General features: G+C 35.8%; 15 protein-coding genes. 12 read left to right on the top strand and 3 right to left on the bottom strand.

Translation table 11 applies throughout. The features are described 5' to 3' along the window. Nucleotides 1-3,453: an exodeoxyribonuclease V subunit gamma gene (gene recC, locus MT390_RS15460; protein WP_499442044.1), complete on the bottom strand. Its 3,453-nt coding sequence runs from the start codon at nucleotides 3,451-3,453 to the stop codon at nucleotides 1-3. Between the two features lie 824 nt (nucleotides 3,454-4,277). On the opposite strand from recC, the gene MT390_RS15455 reads away from it, so the two are divergent. The 12 genes from MT390_RS15455 to MT390_RS15400 all read left to right on the top strand — a co-directional run bounded on the left by MT390_RS15455 (nucleotide 4,278) and on the right by MT390_RS15400 (nucleotide 15,715). After that, nucleotides 4,278-4,799 (top strand): hypothetical protein, encoded by a 522-nt coding sequence (locus MT390_RS15455; protein ID WP_499442043.1) that lies wholly within the window; start codon nucleotides 4,278-4,280, stop codon nucleotides 4,797-4,799. 130 nt (nucleotides 4,800-4,929) lie between these two features. Then, entirely contained in the window at nucleotides 4,930-5,844 is a 915-nt protein-coding gene (locus tag MT390_RS15450) for a hypothetical protein (RefSeq protein WP_499442041.1), read from the top strand. Between the two features lie 41 nt (nucleotides 5,845-5,885). Next, complete coding sequence (locus tag MT390_RS15445) at nucleotides 5,886-6,269, top strand: hypothetical protein (RefSeq protein WP_499442040.1); 384 nt, start codon at nucleotides 5,886-5,888, stop codon at nucleotides 6,267-6,269. Between the two features lie 916 nt (nucleotides 6,270-7,185). Next, entirely contained in the window at nucleotides 7,186-7,557 is a 372-nt protein-coding gene (locus tag MT390_RS15440; protein WP_236546735.1) for a type II toxin-antitoxin system RelE/ParE family toxin, read from the top strand. Further along, nucleotides 7,550-7,852 (top strand): helix-turn-helix domain-containing protein, encoded by a 303-nt coding sequence (locus tag MT390_RS15435; RefSeq protein WP_160062604.1) that lies wholly within the window; start codon nucleotides 7,550-7,552, stop codon nucleotides 7,850-7,852. The genes MT390_RS15440 and MT390_RS15435 overlap by 8 nt, the downstream gene beginning before the upstream one ends. 712 nt (nucleotides 7,853-8,564) lie before the next feature. Beyond that, nucleotides 8,565-9,077: a peptidoglycan-binding domain-containing protein gene (locus MT390_RS15430; RefSeq protein ID WP_499442039.1), complete on the top strand. Its 513-nt coding sequence runs from the start codon at nucleotides 8,565-8,567 to the stop codon at nucleotides 9,075-9,077. Between the two features lie 1,063 nt (nucleotides 9,078-10,140). Beyond that, entirely contained in the window at nucleotides 10,141-10,320 is a 180-nt protein-coding gene (locus tag MT390_RS15425) for a hypothetical protein (RefSeq protein WP_499442037.1), read from the top strand. Further along, the gene (locus tag MT390_RS15420) at nucleotides 10,287-11,237 is read left to right on the top strand and encodes a transporter substrate-binding domain-containing protein (protein ID WP_499442054.1); all 951 of its coding nucleotides are present in this window, start codon (nucleotides 10,287-10,289) and stop codon (nucleotides 11,235-11,237) included. The genes MT390_RS15425 and MT390_RS15420 overlap by 34 nt, the downstream gene beginning before the upstream one ends. Nucleotides 11,238-11,326: 89 nt before the next feature. Then, nucleotides 11,327-12,271, top strand: a complete 945-nt coding sequence (locus MT390_RS15415) for a transporter substrate-binding domain-containing diguanylate cyclase (protein WP_499442036.1) — start codon at nucleotides 11,327-11,329, stop codon at nucleotides 12,269-12,271. 1,128 nt (nucleotides 12,272-13,399) lie between these two features. Next, the gene (locus MT390_RS15410) at nucleotides 13,400-14,092 is read left to right on the top strand and encodes a hypothetical protein (protein WP_499442035.1); all 693 of its coding nucleotides are present in this window, start codon (nucleotides 13,400-13,402) and stop codon (nucleotides 14,090-14,092) included. Nucleotides 14,093-14,459: 367 nt separating this feature from the next. Next, the gene (locus MT390_RS15405; protein WP_499442033.1) at nucleotides 14,460-15,413 is read left to right on the top strand and encodes a DnaJ C-terminal domain-containing protein; all 954 of its coding nucleotides are present in this window, start codon (nucleotides 14,460-14,462) and stop codon (nucleotides 15,411-15,413) included. Continuing rightward, on the top strand, nucleotides 15,410-15,715 hold the full coding sequence (locus tag MT390_RS15400; RefSeq protein WP_028870060.1) for a chaperone modulator CbpM: 306 nt from the start codon (nucleotides 15,410-15,412) through the stop codon (nucleotides 15,713-15,715). Before MT390_RS15405 ends, MT390_RS15400 begins: the two co-directional genes overlap by 4 nt. A gap of 140 nt (nucleotides 15,716-15,855) precedes the next feature. Here the strand turns inward: MT390_RS15400 and MT390_RS15395 are convergent, their stop codons facing one another. Together MT390_RS15395 and MT390_RS15390 are read right to left on the bottom strand one after the other, a co-directional pair. Further along, the gene (locus tag MT390_RS15395; RefSeq protein WP_499442032.1) at nucleotides 15,856-16,293 is read right to left on the bottom strand and encodes a DOPA 4,5-dioxygenase family protein; all 438 of its coding nucleotides are present in this window, start codon (nucleotides 16,291-16,293) and stop codon (nucleotides 15,856-15,858) included. Nucleotides 16,294-16,358: 65 nt separating this feature from the next. Next, nucleotides 16,359-19,502 carry an EAL domain-containing protein gene (locus tag MT390_RS15390; RefSeq protein WP_299660699.1) on the bottom strand — a complete coding sequence of 1,048 codons (3,144 nt, stop codon included), beginning with the start codon at nucleotides 19,500-19,502 and terminating at the stop codon, nucleotides 16,359-16,361. Between the last annotated feature and the right edge of the window lie 2 nt (nucleotides 19,503-19,504).

Genomic DNA, 19,504 nt, shown 5'->3' with positions numbered 1-19,504 from the left:
TTATTCCTCTCCCCACTGTTGATAAATTAAATCATTCAAATTGCATAATAACGGCATAAAGACCTGTAATGCGATGGATTCAAAAGCTTGCCAATGGTCTTCAATGTTATCAAAAAGACGATTAATATAAGGGTCATTGGCTTCGGCATAACCTCGACTATTATTAAACACTTTTAAAGCTGCTTGTTGGCCAGCTGCACGAGTATCAAAACTGAGTTCATCTAATACAAAAACATTAGCTTGTAATTGGCAAACGGCCTCACACCATTGGTAAGCGCTTTCAACAAAAAACGGTAAGGCTTGCTGTAACCCCTGCTCGTATAACGCTAACAGTTCCGATAAACGTTTATGCGCATAATCCGCGGGGATCTCTTCAAAATAGTGCCCCTTAGTTTGACCAAATAAAGTCGCATTGAGGTGTTGTCCGTGCACAATGCAATAACTCAAATGTTCAACCCAAAGTTTTAATAAATCTTTACCTTTAATATTGCCCGGTTTAATGCGTACTAATCCATTTTCACAGTGGTCATCTAATGCACCAATTAAGCGTTTATTATCAAAGGGAATATCGACCTGTATTTGCTCAATATCGCCAATGAAATAACCACTATATACTCCCGCTAAATCCACCATTACCTGCAAATCTTTATTAAAGATCAAGGTAGCAAATTCACCAACGGGTAACTTACCCTGTGCTTGTAAACCAACATATAACTCAGTTAATGCTTGATCATCTAATCCATTCTCAAATTGCTGCTTTTTAAGCATATATTGTTGCAGGTTATCTAAGGCAAAAGGTTCATCATTTTCTTGGTCAATTTCATCAATCTCAAAATACACATTCAAGCCTTGATTAAAAAATGCGCGACAAGGGTTTTGTAAAAAGCGAATCAATGACGTTAATTCAACGTGGTCACTTTGTAATAAAGGCAAGGGCTGGTTAATTTCACCTTCCGCTACAGGCGCTTTCGTTAATGCCTGCCACCAAGATTGTTGATAGGTTTTTTGCTTACCTTGAAAGTATTGCTCACTAAAACTCTGCATAGGATAGTGATGCGTTAATGAAGCTAATAACGCTTTTTCTAGTTGCCCACTTTCTAGCTCGCCGCTTGCAATTAAACTCACCGATTGGCTAGCAAGCCTGAAACTCTGCTGAATATAATTGAGCAATTCACTGACTAACACACTGGGCATTTTTTCGCTGTTATCACTGATATCTTTACCAATGTAACTAACATAAAAGTTAGATTGCGCCGATAACAACGCTTCTAAAAACAGATAACGATCTTCATCTCGACGTGAACGGTCACCACGCTTGCGGTGCCCAACCATTAAATCAAATCCCATGGGTAATAAAGAACGCGGATATAATCCATCATTCATGCCTAACAAACATACCACTTTAAATGGGATAGACCGCATTGGCATCAGCGTACAAAAGTTAACTTGCCCAGCTAAAAAACGTTGGCTGTTAGATTGGCTAGAAAGGTTTTCTTGTAAATACTCCACCAGCACCATTAAGGCTAAGGGTTGATCAAATTTAGCCTGCGCGGTTTGTTCCGTCAGCGCTTGCATTTGCTGACGGATTTGACTGAATAAAGCACTGTTATCTTCATCTTCAAGATAAAAATCATCAATCAACTGATTAATAAACAACTGCCATTCCGCGCAACTAACTTCTTGGTTTAAATTAGTTTCTAACACAATTAAAGTATCAACAAACTCAATAAAGCGGCCTAACAAATCTCCCTGTAAACCCTGCACTTCATCGTAAGGCGCAATGCCTTCAAATAGATTGTCGCTCATGGCATAACCGAGCAACATACGTTTTAAACCAAACAGCCAATTATTTTGTGTTAATGCAGGCAGCTCCCATTGGGTTGCCGAATTATCATTAAGTCCCCAACGAATCCCACTTTCAGTGATCCAGTGTTGTAATAAATCAAACTCATCTTGCTTAATAGCAAAACGATTTAAAATAGCCGGCACTTCTAGCAAGGCTAAAATATCTTCGCGTGTATAGCGGCTTTGTTGCAAGTTCAATAACTGTAAAAAACTCGCCAGAATAGGATTCTCTTGCTGCGCACTGACATCTGAGATAGAAAAAGGAATGCTAATACTGCTAGCCGAGCGACTGAACACGGCTTCAACATAAGGCGCATAGGCATCAATATTTGGCACCATCACAATAATATCTTTAGGTGTGAGCTTTTTATCCTGCTCAAACATAGTCAATAAATTATCGTGTAATACTTCCACTTCACGCATCACGCTGTGACAAGCATGTAAACTTAATGAGTTATCATCATCACTAATTTCAATACGCAGCGTAGGGTCAACCAAGGTTTGTGCCGAACTATCGGCTAAATCTAAAATGTCCGCCTGAATATTGTGTAAAAGACTATCACGGTCTATATCTACAAAGGCATCAATCTCTTGTTGTTCAAGGCTATATAATTGATATAAAAAATCACGCCCCATCTTACCCATTGACGCCAGTAAAGGGTTACCGACTTCACTTTCCACATCACCACTGCTCGCCCAGGCTAAATGTGCTGCATCTTTTTGCCAACTAGTCGCCGTTAATTCCGCCACCTCGCCTGCTTCAACACTGACTTTTGGACGCGATTGCGCAAAACGTTTTGCAAGCAGTTTAGGGTCAACAATGTCACCCCAATAATAACGACAAGGATTGGTTAATAAAAAATGCACATCACAATGTTCTGCCAAACCTAACAAGGCCTGCAGGTAAGATTCCGGTAGAGAGGAGATACCAAAGACAAAAATACGTTTTGGTAAATGGCTTAATTCAGCCGTTGTTTTAGTCTCGAGTGTACTTAAAAAGTCTTGGTATAAGCCCGCACGGTGATACGCTTTACCCTGTGCTTGAAACCCTTCTTTAATGCTACTAACCAATAAACGCCATAACTTAGCTTGCCAAAGATGTGCATCCAACCAATCTGGCTGTAAGTGCTCTAAACTTACTTGGTTATCTTCAAGTGTTTCCCAGTTATCAATCCACTCCGGTCGGTACACTAAATATTGGTCAAAAATATCCGCAATTTTACCGCTCAACTGAAAGCGTTTACGCAGATGGGTATCATCTTTTAAATAATCATTTAAGGCACTGAAATCTTCATCTTCTAAACAATCAGGCAACAACTTCATTATTTGCCAGGTCATGGATTGTTTATTAAAGGGGCTATTATCGGGTACATCTTGTAAAACATGTTTAAATTGCTGCCAAATAAAACTCGCCGGTAGCGGAAAATCGATATTCGCCGCGATCCCCGTTGATTGCGCAATCTCTAATTGCAGCCATTGTGCCATACCAGGGCTTTGCACGAGAACAGTTTCATTTTCAAAAGGATGACTTAATGGCGATTGCTTCATTAGCGCCAACACCAGCTCTTTCAGCAAGCTTATTTGATTGGAATGGTAAACTTTAAACACACGCGTCACCTTTTAAGAGAGTTGTTTTTACATCATACCCTTATATAACATAACTTTGCGTATAGTTTGAAGTAGAGTCTTTAGAGAAGTGATGGGAAAAGAATTTAATTGTTATTAACGGCTTTCCTGCCTTAGCTTTCTAAAGGCAGTGATTGATTTAGAAAAACTTAACGGGGGATTTATCACAGCCACGTTGAGCAAGGTTTTGTTATAACTACTGGTTACAACTCTTGTTAAGTTGTGGGGGCGCTGGGTGAATTAGCCGACAGGCTAATGTTATGAACGGAAGAGCTCTGCGATTCCTTTTTTTAGCCTGTTTATTTTGACTTCACCTCATACCCATGGTTCTCCGTGGGAATGCATAGCTTTTAATTTGCCTTGCTAGGTGCGAACTCTAGACTAGCTGAGACCTATACCCACAAAGAACTCAAAGAAACTAACACCAATCACTTCCTCCCCCCAAAAAAAGTACTGTTATAACGTATCTACTCTTGCTGGCCACTATGCCCAGACCGAACCTAAGCCAAACATCCTGTTTGTATTTTATTGATAAAATAGAAGAGCTATTCAATAGTTTTACAACAAAGAAAATATGTTTACTTGTAGATCCTATGGTATTTGCAATATTTTCGTCGTAAATATTACATTTTGTCGCCTTTCTACATGACTTATATTTCACATTTTATTTTAAATTGTTGATTAAAATGATAGTTGCAGTAGTCTAAGTCTATTATTAATCATTAAATGTTTGCCATCTTTCCGCGGGAAAGGTGACATTTTGTTATCTAATAAGATGTTAGATTCAGCCAAGTTGGGAGCTTAAATTGGATAAAGATAGCGCTCATGCACTTTCTTGGGTAATAGAAGATGCTGTTATTGATCTAATTGCTTGTAGTAAATTTTACCGAGAATGTGATGAGAAAGGAAATGACCCTTTCAACAATAAATATCACCTTGGCTTACTACGAATGTGTCACTCAACGGCAATTGTTACGTTGTCGAAACTGAGTGAAGCGTTTAATGGATTTGGGAAAGAAATTAACAAATGTCCTGATGATTTAGCTTCTCGAGTTCGAACCATCAAAATTAAAATTGAAAAATCAGGAGTATATAGTTTTCGGAGTAAATATACTGCTCATGTATTTGATGGCAAAACAAAAATGCCATTAGACTTACATGTCGGATATAAAGCACTAACGAAAATTGTTGGCGAAAATCCTAGTGAAGTTTTACAGTTTTACACTTGGCTATTTAGTCCGCATGAAACTACAAATGATGTAGTTTCTGTATTAGTCGACCTAAACGATTATGTTTCTAAATATACAGATCGAAAAACTCGCTATTGAAATCATAACAATACAAATTAATCAGACGCATAAACGGTTTTCATCATTTTTTCTAAAAAAAACGAGCAAAAACAACGCCAATCTACGTGCTGTTGTTTGTGGCGTTATATTTAAAAAACGGAGACTCATCATGAAATATTTATATGGCAAGAGCATATTTTTACTAGCTTTAACATTAATATCTTTTGGAGTTAAAGCTCTTGAAGATAACGAAGATGAAATTCTTTCTTTGGGTAACTCATCCATAAAATGGATAGATGATATCCCATTGAAACCAGAAGATTTGGTTGGTCGTGTATATTATATTTCTGACAAGGGATTTAAAGATTTTCCATTATCAGCTTTTCTCCCTGTTGAGGAAATTGATGAGCGTGTAGTGACCAAGAGTATAGTTAAAAAATCAACTGATTCTGGGGGTGTCTCTTTTGGAGGATTTTTTGAATTAAAAGGAGAGAAAGATAAGGCATTTGAGTTTCAAGTTGTTCAAGGTAAAAAATGGACAGCCTCTCCTAAAAGTAAAGAATACGAAACAGCTCTTTGGGATTTTATGGGGAAATTTAAAAATTTCGACAATAAAACAATCAAAGAAGTTTTTATGGTTCAAGCAGTAATAAAAAAGAAGGTTTGGTATAAAAAATATACAAAAAGTAGGTTTTCAGCTAATTCAACTTATTGGTTGAATGTTGGTAATGAATCATTTAGCTCATCAAGTGAATATGAGGAGTTGAACCAATATGGTTTATTACTTGTAACAATTAAGGATTCAAATTTTAATTTGACGGATGCTTTATTTGAAAAGGGTGTTGAGCTAGCAATTAATGATAGTAAGGTTTCTCAGAAATTATTAGATATTATACCCAATAGCGTAATAATGTTCGATAAAGGGCAATCCATTGAGAATATTAAAGCTATTGATTTTGATAAAACAATAAACCAGCTGGACTTTAGTGATTTAGAAAAAATACAAAATAAATTTGAAGAGTTAAAGTTAGATCAATTTAAGTCGGATAAAAATATAACAAGGCCAGTCAATGGGACGCGCTAACACGCGCCCTTACTGGTGGCGTTATATTTTATGAGTTAGATATGAATTTAGAAACTTTAATAAAGAAATCCAAAACTGAGTTGTGGACACTACTACCAGTTTTGTTTTTGGGGGTTACTATTCCTACGTTATGTTGGTTTGGTTTTTTTAAAGGTGCTATAGAACCTTCATCATGGTTTCAACGTAGCGGTTCTATAACAGTTCTTTTGGCTGTATGGGCAGAATTCAAAATATTTAAGCTTAATGAAAGCATTAACCCAAGAAGCAAAAGTGGTCAAACATGGGATAACCTAAAGCATGCTGATATTCTTCATAAAAAATTTGCTGGTTACTTGAATTCTTTCAAAGTAATAGCAGCGATGTTGGCTATTTCAGGCACTATAATTTGTGGTTATGGCGACCTACTTTATGAATTGTTGTATTAAAATATAAAAAAAATGGGGGTCAAGTCTTTCATTTTGAACCATCTTACAAGAGGAAAAATCTGCTTCTGCAACTTGGAAAAAGTGCTGGACAGCCATTCATTGAAATAAGCAATATCAAATAGTTACAATAAAAACCTTGCTCAATATGGCTACGTCCCCTCTCCCCGTTGAGTTTTTCTGAATTAATGATGACCTTCAAGCAAGGTAAGACATGGAGCTATTTATGTTACAGCATAGTTAAATGAGCGAGCTAAGCTCTGCGTGCCCTTTGCCGTTGCTGGCTCAGTTCGCCACATGGACGTGGCGTATGAGCGGTGCATTAAGAAGGTAGTTATTACTTTATTTCTAAAAGAGGTGATTTAAAAACGATCGGGGCCAGTCTCTTTGAGTTATTTGTAGGTATAGCTTCTCTGCTGGCAGAGAGAAAGTAAAGTCGCCAACAGGGTGAAAACACTGTCAATAAACATCAAGAAGACTCAACGAGCGCAGACGAGCGAAAACAAAAAGTGGCTACAACTCCCCCACCGTTAAACTTTCCCAAATAATCCTTTGCTTTTAGCAAATCCCAAACAAGATGTTTGGCTTAGGCTCGTTCTGACCAGAAAAAGTGGAAGACACCCATTAATTTTGATAGCTAGAAAACACAACTTTATAATACATATTGGTCTACTTTATTAGGGTTGAAATGGTCACTCTACGAAGGGATATAATTAAGTTATCAAAAACAATAAAATATATTTCAACTAGTATTATTTATATCGCAATGCACATATTACTTAAATTCAAGAATTAAAGAGCAGTAATAAATTGATATAAATCTTTAATCGACTGTGTTATCACTTTATTTTTACTCTTATTGAATTCAATTTTTATATAAGTTTATTTATATTGAAAACATACCCTTCTGGAGTATACTTTGATCTATAAAACCAAGGTTTTTGCTTCTTTAACAAAAAAAGAAGCTTTATCTGATAACGATCTTATTAACGCCTGTAAAGAAATGAGCCAAGGGCTTTTTGATGCAGACTTAGGTGGTAGTGTTTATAAAAAACGTATTGCTGCTGGAAATAAAGGGAAAAGTGCCGGCTATCGAACCATTATCGGGGCTGTTATCAACGATAAATATTTTTTCTTATATGTATTTGCCAAAAGTGACAAAGCGAATATTAACTCTAAAGAGAAATTAGCTCTAAAAGAGTTAGCTAAAGAATTTTTGGGATTTGATAAGAATGCACTAAACAAACTTGTCAATGATGGCGAACTTATTAAGGTAGAAAACGATGAGTGATATTTTAAAAGCGGTACATAAAACAGCTAAAGGCTTACAGAAATCTGGTTCGATAGATAAAACCACTATGCGCAAGTTTGATGCACTTTGTTTAACTAGTGTGCATGAGTTTACACCAGATCAGGTTCGAGCACTCAGGCTTAAAAATAAACTTTCTCAACCCGTATTTGCTCGTTATTTTAATGTGAGTGACAAGTTAGTAAAGAAATGGGAACAAGGAGACAGTAAACCTAGAGGTGCGGCCTTAAAAATGCTATCACTCGCTGAAAAAAAAGGCCTTGATATTATAGCTTGATCAGAATAAAAGTACTGGACAGAGAAAAAATGGGGATCAAGTCTTTCATTTTGAATCATACTACAATAGGAAAAATCTGCTCCTGCAACTTGAAATGCAGCAAAAACAATTGAAACAAGCAATATCAGATAGTTACAATAAAACCTTACTCAATATGGCTACAACTCCCCCACCGTTGAACTTTCCCAGATAATCCAATGCTTTTAGCAAATGCCAAACAGGATGTTTGGCTTAGGCTCGCTCTGGCCATCGATGGCCAGAGCGAGCCGGTGCGTTAGAAAAGCAATGGATTATTTGGATAAGAAAGTGATTCGGTGGTCAGTTTCTTTGAGTTGTTGGTGGGTCATCGGCTTTCTAATGAGTATCATTAATTTATCTATCAGGGGTGTTGTGGGTGGCCTTTGGTGGAAAGTGCTAGGTTACTGGTAAAAGTACTGCAAAGATCATCCAGTCAGGTATTGCCTTTTTTAAGCTAATTCTTTTAAGTTAACTCTTTTAAGTTAACTCTTTTAAGTTAACAAAAATCTTACCAACTTTTATTACGTCTATTCTCTCCGTTAAAAAGCAATGATCTTAGATTGTTTCATGTTGATAGGTATATCGACGACTTTTATCAATAACCATTTATAGGTAAAATAGAAGAAGATGAACTTATATCAACCCTAACTGCCTCAAGAAGGCATAATTAACTCTCTAGGAAGGAAAGCAATAAATGAAATATTCGACTTTAATCATTTTAGGTGGATTAATGCTTAGTCATCAAGCATTTTCTCAAAACAATGGACAAAACACATCTAAATGTTACACACAAAATTCAAAAAATAGTAAAGGATGCCAAGTAACTAATGGTGCGACTCAACAACAAAAAGCATCAAAAGCCAAAATACAAGGGCAGCAAAAAGTAGTTGTAAAAACACCACAAAAAACTGTAAAAAATCAGCAAAAGGTAATCGTAAAAACACCACAAAAAGTAGTCGTAAAAAAACCACAAAAAACTGTAAAAACTCAGCAAAAAGTAGTCGTGATTAAATCAGCGCCAATAGGTTCTAATTTAGTTTTGCAAACGCAACAACAATTAAACCGTCTTGGTTTTAATGCAGGCCCAGCAGATGGTCTTATGGGTAAAAAAACACGTCAAGCGATTAAACTTTTCCAAAAGAGAAACAATATCCATGTTGATGGAAAAAGCACATCAATATTGTTGATTAAGCTGAAAAAGAAATAACTCATCAATAGTCAAAGCATTAGACTTGATTGCAAAAAAATGCATTTTTTCAACAACAATTTAGTCGCTTTATCGAATATTGATGATGCAAAAAATGTAAACGAGAAGCTTTTAACTTCTCGTTACTTTGCTGTTTTTTTAATCAATTTCGTTAATAAGTTTTGTTAATAAACTTTTACTCTTGCTAGGTTAAAGATGAAAAAAGCAGGCTAAAGCATGCGCCCCAAATCAAAAAAAAGAGTTGGCAAAAAGAGTTGGACACCCAATCATTGAAGTAAACAATATCAAAAAATTACAATAAAACCTTACTCAATTTGGCTGCAACTCCCCCTCCGTTAAACTTTCCCGAATCGTTCATTGCTTTTAGCAAATCCAAACAGAATGTTTGGCTTAGGCTCTTTCTGGCCATGGATGACCAGCAAGAGCCACAGCGTTATAAAAGCAATTGATTATTTGGCTCAGAAAGTGATTCGGTGGTCAGTTTCTTTGAGTTCTTTGTAGGTATAGGTCTTTTCTGATAAAAGAAAGTTTGGTCGCCGACAGGGCGAAAATACAATCAATAAAAATCAAACAGACTGGATGAGCGCAAACGAGATAAAACAAAAAATACTGCAACTACCTCACCCTTGAACTTTCCCAAATTAGAAAGTAATTCGATGTCTCTTTGAATTATTTATAGCTTCTCTACTGGCTGAGAGAAAGTAAAGTCGCCGACATGATAAACCAATATTTATATCGCTCAAAATGACTGGGTGAGCGCAGAAGAAAAAATAAAAATAAGGAAACTTTTAAAACACATTAAATTCATGTTGCCATCATCGAATAAAGATTTAACACAAATTAATAATGCAAATTTAACGCGTTATATTTCTGTAGTGCTATAGTCTTGTTACTTTGATTTGAATCATTTTTTTAAAAAAACCATTAGCTTAATTGAAAAGTTAACGGTCTTCGATTTCATATCCTCAAGGCCCCTATTAAATACACTTAAAACTTAGCCTTTTAAAAAATATTAATAACCTAATCTAACAAGCAGAAAGTAATGAAGAAAATAATAATATTAATGACAATAATATTTAATATATCGGCATTTGCAGTAGAAGAAACTAACCTTTTTACTGCTTCAGAAAAAGCCTATATTGCATCTCATGTCTTTACGTTAGGCAGCATCTCCGATAATTATCCGTTTAGCTTTGAAGATAAAGGTAAATTATCTGGTTTTCAGATGACTATATCAATTTAATAAAGAAAAAAAGCGGATTACAAATAAAAATTGAGGTTGCAAGCTGGACTGAGACTCTTGGCAAATTTAAAGCTAAAAAAATTGATTTGATTGATCTTATCTCTTACAAAAAAAGCAGAGAAATATTTACAAATTTTACAAAGCCTTACTTTGAAATACCAAGCGTTGTCTTTGCTAGAAAAGGTGAGTTCAATAATTACATCGGATTCGAATCTTTAAGAGGCAAAAAAGTCGGTATCACTAAAGATCTTTATTATTACGATGACATTAAATCTCTGAATATTTTTGATATTGTCATCTTTGAAAATTCAAGAGATAAAATGAAAGCATTAGCTTATGGGCAAATAGATGCAATATTTAACAATCTCATTACAGGTCAAAGGCTCATTAAAAGTTTTGGGTTCTCTAACATAAAAATCCTTGCTGAACTTGATAGCCACCTGGTAAAAAAAGAAGACCTAAGATTGGGCGTGAAGAAAGAAGATCACATGTTATTTTCAATAATAACAAAGTCAATAAATTCAATTTCAAGAGAAGAATATGAGTCGTTAATTGATAAATGGTTTGCAGCTAAAGAAGCAGTGACATTAACTGATACAGGTTTAATTTTAACTAAAGAAGAAACAAATTATCTTAAAAATAAACAAATAATCACTATGTGTGTCTCTCCAGATTGGCTGCCTTTTGAACGAATCGATAAAGAAGGGATCTATAAAGGTGTTGGTGCAGATGTTACTAAAATAATATCAGAAAAAATTAATACCCCCTTTGTATTAGTACCAACCAAGAAATGGTCTGAATCATTGCAAAATATAAGAAATCGAAAGTGTGATATTTTACCTATTGCGATGGATGTTCCCTCTAGAAAAAATTCAATGAATTTACAGTCCCTTTTATATCAGAACCTTTTGTTATAGCCACAAAATCCGATGAACTATTTATTAAAGATATTGCGAGTATAGGAAGTCGTAAGGTTGGCATTGTTGAAAGCTATGCATTCTCTGAGGTGTTAAAAAACAATAATCCGAGACTTAATATTATTGATGTTAAAAGTGCTAAAGAAGGTTTATCTAAAGTTCAGAGTGGTGAGCTTTTTGGGTACATCGATATTATGCCAGCTGTTGGATATAACATCCAAAAATATTCTTTTGTTGATTTAAAAATAGCGGGAAGATTAGAACATAATGTTGATTTGAGCATTGCATCACGAAATGATGAACACCTTTTAAACTCAATAATGCAAAAATCATTAAATAGCATAGGTGAGAATAAGCTTAGAACCATAGTAGGAGAATGGATTAAAATAAAAGTAGAGCAATCTATTAACTATGAAAAACTTTTTTATATCTCAGCGGCTTTTACTGCTGTATTTTTACTCCTCTTACATAGAAGTCGCTCAATAAAAAAAACAAATTCGCAATTAGCATTATTAAATAAAGAAATAAAAGAAAAAAATATAGCACTTGAACAGTTAGCAAGAACTGACAAATTAACAGCACTCTATAATCGCGTTAAATTGGATGAAACATTAATTTCAGAAAGTAATCGGGCCAATCGATTTTCTCATAGTTTTGGAGTTATCCTGATTGATATTGACTATTTTAAGAAAGTGAATGATGAATTCGGTCATCAAATTGGCGATACTGTACTACAAGAATTTAGTCGTATTATTGAATCAAACTCAAGAAAGACAGATGTTGTTGGCCGCTGGGGGGGTGAAGAGTTTCTCATTATTTCGTCAGAAATAAACTTAGTTGATTTATTATCCTTGGCCAATAAACTACGTAAAGAAATTTGTAGCTATAAATTTGTAAATAATGAATATAAAACGGCTTCTTTTGGGATCTCTATTTATGAAAAAAATGAAAACATCAATAAATTAATAAAAAGAGTGGATGAAGCATTATACAAAGCAAAAGAAAATGGCCGAAACAGAGTCGAAATTGGTTAGAATAGCCTATTCAGTCAAGCTATTTGGATATAATTGATAAAGGTTTATACCACATATATCTTTATCATAGATCTCGAAATAATACAGAACAACATAACTCAACGCGGCTAGGTCCATTATTCTCGATGAGTTTTGTCTAAATTAATGATGACCTTCAAGCAAGGTCAAGTAGCGAATGATACGATATTATCATGTTTTATGAGTAGTGGTTGCTAGCTCTGTTCGCCACATGAACGTGGCGTATGAGCGGTGCGACAAGAAGGTAGACATTACTTTATTTCCAAAAGAGGTGATTAAAAAAATTTGGGTCGTATTTCTTTTCAATATCATTAACATATATTTTCTTTGAGCGCATATAGAATCTTGCATTTTCAGACTTCGAAACTACGTTTCGGTTCTTCAATCGGTACTTGCCGACAGAGCGAAAATACTGCGAATAAATATCAAAATGACTGGACGAGCGAAGACGAGCTAAAACAGAAAGTGCTGGATACCCATAAACCTCAACAGATAAATAATATTTATAATCAATTATTTAAATTAAAACTTCATGCAAAAAGCAAAGACCTGCTCCAAACCATTCTAACTGTTTTACCCCACTTTCTGTCATACGGATTAAGCCACCTTCACTTAAAAAATGAACCTAATCATTCTATCCAATAATGAATTTTTAGGGACGAGTAACGTTTCAACAGAATTAACTTAATATTCTCGAATTCAAGTAATAAGTGTACTCGAAATACAGATGACATGAATGCTTTGTTACTTATCTTTATAAACGAAATAAAAGCACCTTATTAGTCACATAATAATCAAATAAAAAGAAGTTTATAATATTTTTTAGATTATCATAAACGCGGTTTTATGATTTTTACTTATTTTATTAAGTTTTTCACTTTTTTATAATGCAACCATTATTTATTAAGATAAAACGAAATAATCATCAGAAAGCATACACGACTGTATATATAACATTATGATTTTAGGTTAAATACTTATGATTAGATGTAGTTTGATCTAGAAGCTCGCATGAGCTGAATGCTGAATCGACTATATCTTATTTGCAAAGTAAAGTTACCGTAGAAATTATTTCCTATAAAAAATAGTTACGTAACAAGGAATACTAGGATGAAATTTTCATTTACTAAATTAGCTGTAATAGCGGCATTATCGCTAACTTCATTTACAACTAATGCAACGATTATCATGGGCGAATTAAGTATTGAGGAAAACGGTACTAATTTAATGACAGCCTCGAATGGAAAAACTTATGCAGGATGGGGTGAAACTTTGCATTCAAGTTACGCGGAAACAAAGGCATTAACACAGACTGGAGGTTTGTACGAAGGTTTCTATATTGCAAATAGATCTGAAGCAGCAGATTTTTTCACTTTGGCAACAGGTGTTACAGTACCTGATCGGAGCGATCAACACTCGTCGCTTAGTGTGACTTTATCCGGTGAATTAGGGCCATATTGTGCAGGAGGGCAATATCAACCGAAAGTAGGTTGTGGTGATCAAACGCTTGGACACTCAAGTGAAGGTGATGGACTCACATTTTGGTTCGATGAAGGGACTACTGATGAGTACGGGAGAGCTAAAGTAGGAAGAATGACGCTATACGGGTATGTAAATCTATGGATCTGGCACGATAACCTTGATTATGACTGGGATTGCATTCCGGGTCCATGTGGAGTTGAAAGTTTTTACCCTAACAAGTCAAACTCAGCGTGGCTAATGGTACCTGCTCCAGCTACCTCGGCTATATTAGTAATAGGGCTTTTAGGTTTTAGATTAGCTCGCAAGCAAAAAAGAGTTTAATAGCGTCGAAGTTTTCCATATAACAAAGTTCTGTCCCCCCACAAACTTTCATAGATAAATGATATTTAAAATTAACTAATGATTAAAAACGGGGGGTATTATTTTTTGCTCCTTGAACCACTCCTACTCATACAGCATGATTCAACACGGCTACTACATTCCACTTTCGAGTTTCATTTAATGAAAACTCATTCTAGAAATCCCATTCAAAACCCATCAATTTAATCATATTTCCTTCAACTTTTCCATGATATTAATTTGTCTTTATGAATTTAAATAATTAATAAATTTATGGTCAAAATGCAATTAAAGCGTAGACTTATCTATATGTTTCACAGTGTTTGTGATTTTATTTTTAGGTTATTTTATGGAATTCAAAGATTATTATAAAATACTCGGTGTCAGCAAAAATGCTGATGTTAAAGATATTAAAACAGCCTACCGAAAACTTGCCCGCAAGTATCATCCTGACTTAAATCCTGCTGAAGGTGTTGGCGAAAAATTTAAAGAGATCGCTGAAGCTTATGAGGTATTAAAGGATGCAGGTAGAAGAGCAAAATTCGATGAGATCCTAGAATATGGGGATCAATCAAGCCAAGGATTTCAGCCTCCGCCGGGATGGCAACAAGATCAACATGCGTACCAAGGCGATCCTAACGCTGATGCACACTTTTCTGATTTTTTTAATTCCATTTTTAGTGGTGGATTTGATCAATCACATTTTCATGGACAGGCTCAGCAACATCATTCTAGAGGCCAAGATGTTGAAACGGAACTGGCTATGTCATTGCAAGAGACGCTGCATCAGCAAATTAAAACGGTTCACTTTAAATTGCCTGTTTCCGAAGGTGGAAAAACACATCAAATTAAAAAACAATTAAATATAAAAATACCGCAAGGTGTTATTAATGGTGAGCGTATTCGTCTTAAAGGCCAAGGAAAGCCGGGTTATGGCGGTGGTGAACCGGGTGATCTTTATCTGCATATTCGTGTAAATAACCATCCCCTTTTTGATGTTCAAAAACATGATTTAGTATTAACCTTGCCGCTTACACCTTGGGAAGCAGCGTTAGGAACTAAGGTCACTGTACCGACGTTGGATGGCAAGGTGACGCTAACAATCGCTGCCAATACTCAATCAGGCACCAAATTACGCGTTAAAGGTAAAGGCTTAAAAAGAAAAGATAAGTTGGGTGATCTGTATGTGGTTATTAATGTGATCATACCGCCTGTCAGCAATGATAAAGCAACCCTATTATGGCAAGAGCTTGCAAAAAATTCAGCTTTTGACCCACGGGTTTCATGGGGAGAATATCTATGATGCGCAGATTAACGGTGATTTCACTCAATGAGTTATGTCAATTAGAGAGAATTGAAAGTCATCATATTATTGAGATCGTTGAAAATGGCATTGTCAAACCCATTGCTAATGCCAACAGTAAGGACTGGGAGTTTGACACTTCGAGTGTTCATTGGATAAAAAAAGCGGTGCGACTCCACCAAGATTTAGAAATTGATTGGCTAGCGGTGGCCTTACTTATCGATTTAATTCAACAAAGGGATTCGTTACAAAGAGAAAAAGAGTTTTTTCAACAACAATTGAGGCGGTTTACTCAGCATTAATAAACCAATATAAATACACCAGTATAAATACACCAATAAAGAACGAGAAGTGATTGCTTTCTCGTTCTTTCTATAACCAACAAAAGCTCTTATTGCCGTCATAAAAAAGCAGGTAAGAAACGAGGTAAAAGTGATGTTACTTATAGAGCCTTTCGACGAAACATGTCTACCTTTAACTGACACTCATCCCCTAGCCAACATGCATATTTAGTATGATCGTCTAGGTCGTTTCCTGTTAAAGGGTGAACAAATATACTCAACCCTTGACGCGACTCTTCAAGCCAAGGAATAAGTTGTTCAAAATCATTCGATGCAAAAAGGATTTGGCAACTCCAGCATGGATGAGGCCCCACCAATTTTTGATGTACTCTACCTATTTTTAAATTGAATAAATCCCCTGCTTTTTCACATAATTTTGCTGCAAACTCTACTGTTGTCTGGTCAAAATAAACATGTGCATGATAATTATCATGAAGATTAATAGGTCGTTGAGGTTGGTTCATTTCGTTAATTCCCCCTATTTTACTTTGATTGTTAGCGTTTTCTATTGTTCGCACTATGTGATCAATTAATGGCAATCAATTTATACCCGATACCCATCATAAAGTCAGTGGTTATTACTGTCTATTAAATAGATGCTTAATCATATTCGTTCTTTAGGCATGTGATTAAGCACACCTGCTAATAATTCATTTTCTTGGGGCATTTCAATGGTTCGACTGTCCCACACTCTTTGACGAATATTGGCGGGGTTAGCTAACAGCGAAGTTGCTTGTTCACGAGTAAGTGGTTTACTAAATAAATATCCCTGAATTGCATCACACTTTAAGTTTTGTAATACATGTAATTGAATATCAGATTCAACACCTTCTGCAATCACATGTAAACCGAGACTATGAACCATAGCTATAATAGCGCTCACTATTGCGGCACCTTGTGCATGGTCGGGAAATTCTTTTAGGAATGATTTATCAATTTTCACCGTATCAATGGGGAATAGTTTTAAGTAACTAAGTGATGAATAACCAGTACCAAAGTCATCCAATGAAATACGCATACCTGCTTTATTCAATTCATTAAGATTCAACTCAACCATTTTAATATTATGGATCAATGCTGATTCGGTGATTTCTATAACTAATGAATCCGGTGTAAGGTTGGCTTGCTTGATCGTCGACAAAACTTTATTCGCGAAGTCTGGTGTTCGAAACTGTACTACTGAAAAGTTAACCGCTAAGGTTAGGTGCTGATGACCAATATCATGCCAGACTTTTAACTGTGTGCATGCTTTTTGAAGGACCCAGTTACCAATATCATCAATTAGCCCTACATGTTCTGCAATTGAGATAAACTCTTCAGGAGAGACTAAGCCCAGTTTTGGATGGTACCAACGCAGTAAGACTTCAAAGCTATCAATTCGCCCAGTTTCTAGTGTAATAACAGGTTGATATTCTATAGACAGTTCATTGCGTTCAATGGCACGATGTAACTCCCCTTCCATATATAATTGAGACTTGGCATGTTGATTTGTCTCTTTGCTGTAATACAGACAAACTTCCTTACCTAAGGTTGCTTTAGCTTCTCGTAATGCAATCCCCGCATGTGTGAGTAACAACTCCGTGTTTTCACCATCACTTGGATATACACTGGCACCGATGCGAGGATCTAAAAAGAGTTCAGTATCCTCCACTTCAACAGGTTTCTGCATACAACTAAATAAACGTTGGATTATCCATGTTGCTTCTTCCTGTTTTTTCATGTCTGTTAGTAGCACCACAAATTCACCACTATTGGTGCGAGAAAGATTACTTCCCATTTTTTCAACGTTATCAATCATTACAGAATCTGCAGATCGTAGTGTCTTTTTTAAACGCTTGGCGACTATATTGATGACTTTATTATTAGCAGCTTCTCCGAGCGTATTTTTAATGATTTGTGAAGCATCAATATCAATAATTAAGATTGCAAATAACGTATTTAAACGCAAGCTACGTTCAATACTTTGTTTAATACGGTCAATCAAAACTATTTGATTCGGGAAATCATTAATGTCATTTAAATCAAACTGATTCGTTTTTTTTGCGTAAATTAAAGCTTCTAGTTCTATTATACGATGATGTAAATTTTGGACTGTCGTTTGATCTGTTCGATTAAACTCAGGCACAGGGAGTATCACTAATTTAGACTCATTATTGCTCGCGATTACTTTTTCGCTATTTACGCTAGTTTTCTCTTGCGTTATTACACTGTTTCGCTTGATAGGTGGTGCCATTGCTTTGTCACCAGACTCAATCATAGACCAACGAACCACCTGATTACGCCCCGACTTTTTAGCAGAATAAAGTGCTTTATCGGCAATATCGATAATGAATTCCGGTGTGAATCCTCCTCCTGAAATACTTGAAACACCAAAACTAGCGGTAAATGGAATGATGCCATTTGCTTCACCACTTTTATCATTGTTAACCACTGAGCGAATACGTTCGGCAATATCAGCAGCTAGTTTTTCATCAACTCCTGGCAGCACAATACAGAACTCTTCACCACCGTAACGACCTACTAAATCGTCGCTGCGTGCAGTTTCACTTAAGATTTGAGCAAGTGATTTAATGACCATATCACCGGTGGCATGACCGAAACGATCATTGACTAGTTTAAAGTGATCAATATCTAGCATGATGCAACTAAGTGTCTCGTCATCCTCCATCTCACTCAATAAGGTTGCAAAACCTTCAAAGAGTGAACGGCGGTTTAGTAATCCGGTTAAAGGATCGCGTGTTGCTAATACTTGTAGTTTTTTATTTTGACGTGTTATTTCTTGTTGGCTATGTTTTATTTGGCTTAGTGCTCGCTCTAACACAACATTTTTATTTTCTAATTCGGTGATATCATCAAAGGTCACAACCACACCACGAATATCAGCATCGGCTGTTTGAATCGGTGCAATATTAACGGCAAAACTCAAGTTTTCTTTTAATTGGGTGCATAACTTTAAGTTTGAATGCTCTGTTTCAAAACCATCTAATAATAACTGCCAAGGCAAACGATAAGGCTCATCGCTTTTCTCATTATCTGTTGGGCTCCAATCAAAATCTGATAGATTTTTACCAATTAAGCTAGCTGAAGGCTGACCTAGTTTTTGTTCAAAAGCGGTATTAACAAAAACAATTCGTCCATTGTTATCAAGTATGACCAAACCTTCAGCGAGTATATTCAAGGCAGCACTAACACGGTCAGGAATTACGTTACTTGGGTCTAGTTCATTGAGTGCTCGTTTTAGGAATAACCAAAATACGAAAAATCCAACAGTTAATATAAATATAATAATGGTGATAATAGAGCCGGCTCGCTCAAATATAGTAGGGTTACCATTCAGCGGTTTAAAACTAACCTCTAACGCTCCCCAACGCCCTTCTTTCCCGTGAATAGGTACCAATATATTAGCAACAGTTGAAGCACTTTTATCAGTTAAGTGCCAAGAGTTAAGGTGATCCCCCGCACTCGAGATAAGTTGTTTATCGGAAGTTCGTAAACCCAGTGAGTTAATGCTTGTATTCTGCTGCTGAAGCGAATGCATTAATAACGTAACAGAGCGGATATCACCTTTCATTACATCTGCGGATACTTGTACCGCTAATGATTCAGCAATTACTTTACGTGCATTGAATTCAGCCAATTTTGAATTTGGAATAAAGCCCAAAAAATCGGCAACGAGTAACAAACTGACCGTGAGCATGCTAAGCCCAATAGCAAGACGAACAATAGGAGATATTACAGGTACTTTCATAG

This window comes from Vibrio sp. 2-Bac 85 (assembly GCF_037546705.1).
Lineage (GTDB): Bacteria > Pseudomonadota > Gammaproteobacteria > Enterobacterales > Psychromonadaceae > Psychromonas.
This window is presented reverse-complemented; position numbering and strand designations above follow the sequence as displayed.